Below are 2,761 nucleotides of genomic sequence, written 5' to 3' on the forward strand. Positions count from 1 at the left end.
GGCCCCCCCGCCAAAATTACCGCTCGGCGTTTTCCGCGCCGCCCGCCCCGGGGCGGGGCGCGACCCCCGCGCCGGCTCAGCTGAGCTGGTTGACCGCCTCGAGGATCAGCCAGAGGCCGGAGATGGCGAAGAGGATCGAGGCGCCGATCCGGATGGCCTTCTCGGGCAGGTGCCGGCCGAGCAACCGGCCCACCATGATGGCGAGCGCGTCGGCGGCCACCATGCCGAGCGTGGAGCCGAGCCAGGTGCCGAACCAGCCGTACTTGGTGGCCAGGGTGATGGTGGCGAGCATGGTCTTGTCCCCGAGCTCGGCCAGGAAGAAGGCCACCCCGACGGCGACGATCGCCGACTTGCTGGTCTTCTCCGCCTTGCGCTTCTCCTCCTCGGTGAGCTTGTCCCCGCGCAGGGTCCAGGCACCGAACCCGAGGAACGCCAGGCCCGCGATGAGGGAGATCCAGGCGGTGGGCAGCGCGGCGTGCAGGCCGTACCCGATCGCCACCGAGGCCAGGTGCACGATCGCGGTAGCGACCGTGATGCCGATGAGCACCGGCAGGGGCCGGAACCGGGTGGCGAACGTGAGCGCCATGAGCTGGGACTTGTCGCCCAGCTCGGCGACGAAGATGACGCCGAAGCTGATCACCAGCGCGACGAGGAAACCGTCCATGTGAACCTTCCCGATCAAGCCGGGAGGAGGTACGGGGCGCCCTCGACCCGGCTGCGACAGCCTGAGTCGAAGGTCTCGCCCGCCCCGGGGACCGGGGCCGCGTGGCCGGATGCGGTACGCATCAGTATGTCGACCACGACATTGGGGGCTACTCCCCTTCGCGCCGCCCAGCCTAGCCGACGTCGACCGGGCCCGCCGCCGCGGGTGCGCCGCCGCACCCACGGCGGGGCGGGCCGGCTCAGTCGGCCCGCGCCAGGCTGACCCCGAAGAGCCCGTCCGGGTCCGTCCAGAACGCGTGCCGGGTGAACCCGGCGTGGGCCAGTTCCGCCGCGATCCCCTCGGGCCGGAACTTCGCCGAGACCTCGGTACGCAGCTCCTCGCCGGCGGCGAAGTCGACGTCCAGGTCGAGCACCCGCACCCGGGCCGGCTGCTCGGCCCGCAGCCGCATCTCGATCCACTCGTGCTCGGGGTCCCAGACCGCCACGTGGGTGAACGCCTCCGGGTCGAAGTCCGCCCCGAGTTCCCGGTTGATCACCCGCAGCACGTTGCGGTTGAAGTCGGCCGTCACCCCGGCGGCGTCGTCGTACGCGGGCACGATCACCTTCGGGTCCTTGACCAGGTCGGTGCCGATCAGCAGCCAGTCCCCCGCCTCCAGGGCGGCCCGCATGGCGGTGAGGAAGCCGGCCCGTTCCACCGGCAGCAGGTTGCCGATGGTGCCGCCGAGGAACACCACCAGCCGCCGGCCGCCGGTGGGCAGCCGGTCGAGCTGCCGGGTGAAGTCGCCGACGATGCCGCGCACGCGCAGCCCGGGATACTCCGCGGCGATCTGCTCGGTGGACTGGCGCAGGGCGCTGACCGAGACGTCCAGCGGCACGAACGTGCCCAGGTCGCCGTGGCGGGTGAAGGCGTCCAGCAACAACCGGGTCTTCTCCGACGAGCCGGAACCCAGCTCGATCAACGTCTTGGCGCCGGTCAGCTCGGCCACGTCGTCCGCGTGCGCGGCCAGCACCGCCCGCTCGGCGCGGGTCGGGTAGTACTCCGGCAGCCGGGTGATCTCCTCGAAGAGTTCGCTGCCCCGGGCGTCGTAGAACCATTTCGGCGGCAGCCACTTCGGTGTCGCGGTCAGCCCGGTCCGTACGTCCTCGCGCAGGCTCCGCCCGAGGTCCTGCTCCTCCAGGTAGATCTCCAGAGGCTCCGCGCTCATGTCGTGTCCCTTCCTGTCCCACCTGCGGTTTTCAGACGGCCGTCAACTCCCGGGTGTCCCACCCGGTGGCGGTGGCCACCACCAGTCGCCCGTCCGGCACGGCCTGCCAGCCGGGGTCGTCGTCGAGGGGCTCGGAGGCCAGCAGCACCGAGTCGGGGGCGCGGCGCGCCGACAGCGCGTGGCCGGCGACGCTGGCGACCACCGTGACCCCGTCGGTGAGCAGCAGGTTCAGCCGCGAACCGGGGGCGGCGACGGTGACCGCGGCGACGGTGTCGGCGATCGCGGTGGCCGGCGGCGCCCCGGCCCGCAGCCGGTGCCGCACGAGCGCCCAGAGCAGCGCGGCGTCGGTCGGCGCGTCGAGGGTGAGCAGGTCCCGGACCGGCAGCTCGGCGGCGAGCGGCACCACCGCGTCGGGCCAGCCGCGGACCACCCCGTTGTGGCTGAACAGCCAGCGCCCCTCGCCGAACGGGGCGGCCGCGCTCTCCTGCACCGGCATGCCGACCGTCGCGGAGCGGACCGCCGCGAGGGCCGCGCCGGTCACGGTGGCCGCCGCGAGCTGCGGCAGCGTGGTGTCGCTCCACAGCGGCTGCGGCCGCCGGTAGCGCACCGGGTCGCCCGCGCCCGGATACCAGCCGACGCCGAAGCCGTCGGCGTTGACCGTGCCGCCGCCACGCATGTCACGCGGCGCCCAGGACTGCCGCAGCAGACCGTACGGCGGGTCGTACAGCAGGCTGCGCAGGCTGACCGGCGGCCCCAGGTACGCCAGGTGGCGACACATCAGGCGCGCCCCCGGCGGGCCTCGCTCATTGGTGCACCCTTGTCTCACTCGAGCTGATGTTGGTTCGAGTGCACCGGTGACCGTCGGGCCATCGCCCCGCTCGCTCGACCTTCGA

3 protein-coding genes are annotated in these 2,761 nt (G+C 73.1%); all 3 read right to left on the minus strand.

Annotated elements, in window-relative coordinates:
* Positions 1 to 76: 76 nt before the first annotated feature.
* Positions 77 to 664, minus strand: coding sequence for a TMEM165/GDT1 family protein (locus ACWEVO_RS34400; protein ID WP_452311587.1), 588 nt, complete (start codon positions 662 to 664; stop codon positions 77 to 79).
* A gap of 238 nt (positions 665 to 902) precedes the next feature.
* The gene (egtD, locus tag ACWEVO_RS34405; RefSeq protein WP_452311588.1) at positions 903 to 1,868 is read right to left on the minus strand and encodes an L-histidine N(alpha)-methyltransferase; all 966 of its coding nucleotides are present in this window, start codon (positions 1,866 to 1,868) and stop codon (positions 903 to 905) included.
* 31 nt (positions 1,869 to 1,899) lie between these two features.
* Positions 1,900 to 2,646: an ergothioneine biosynthesis protein EgtC gene (egtC, locus tag ACWEVO_RS34410; RefSeq protein ID WP_452311589.1), complete on the minus strand. Its 747-nt coding sequence runs from the start codon at positions 2,644 to 2,646 to the stop codon at positions 1,900 to 1,902.
* Between the last annotated feature and the right edge of the window lie 115 nt (positions 2,647 to 2,761).

This window comes from Micromonospora sp. NPDC003776 (assembly GCF_053605645.1).

What these genes read in the sequence shown, in the direction of transcription:
- ACWEVO_RS34400 (WP_452311587.1), bottom strand. Translation starts at nt 664, where the DNA reads ATGGACGGTTTCCTCGTCGCGCTGGTGATCAGCTTCGGCGTCATCTTC.
- egtC (WP_452311589.1), bottom strand. Translation starts at nt 2,646, where the DNA reads ATGTGTCGCCACCTGGCGTACCTGGGGCCGCCGGTCAGCCTGCGCAGC.
- egtD (WP_452311588.1), bottom strand. Translation starts at nt 1,868, where the DNA reads ATGAGCGCGGAGCCTCTGGAGATCTACCTGGAGGAGCAGGACCTCGGG.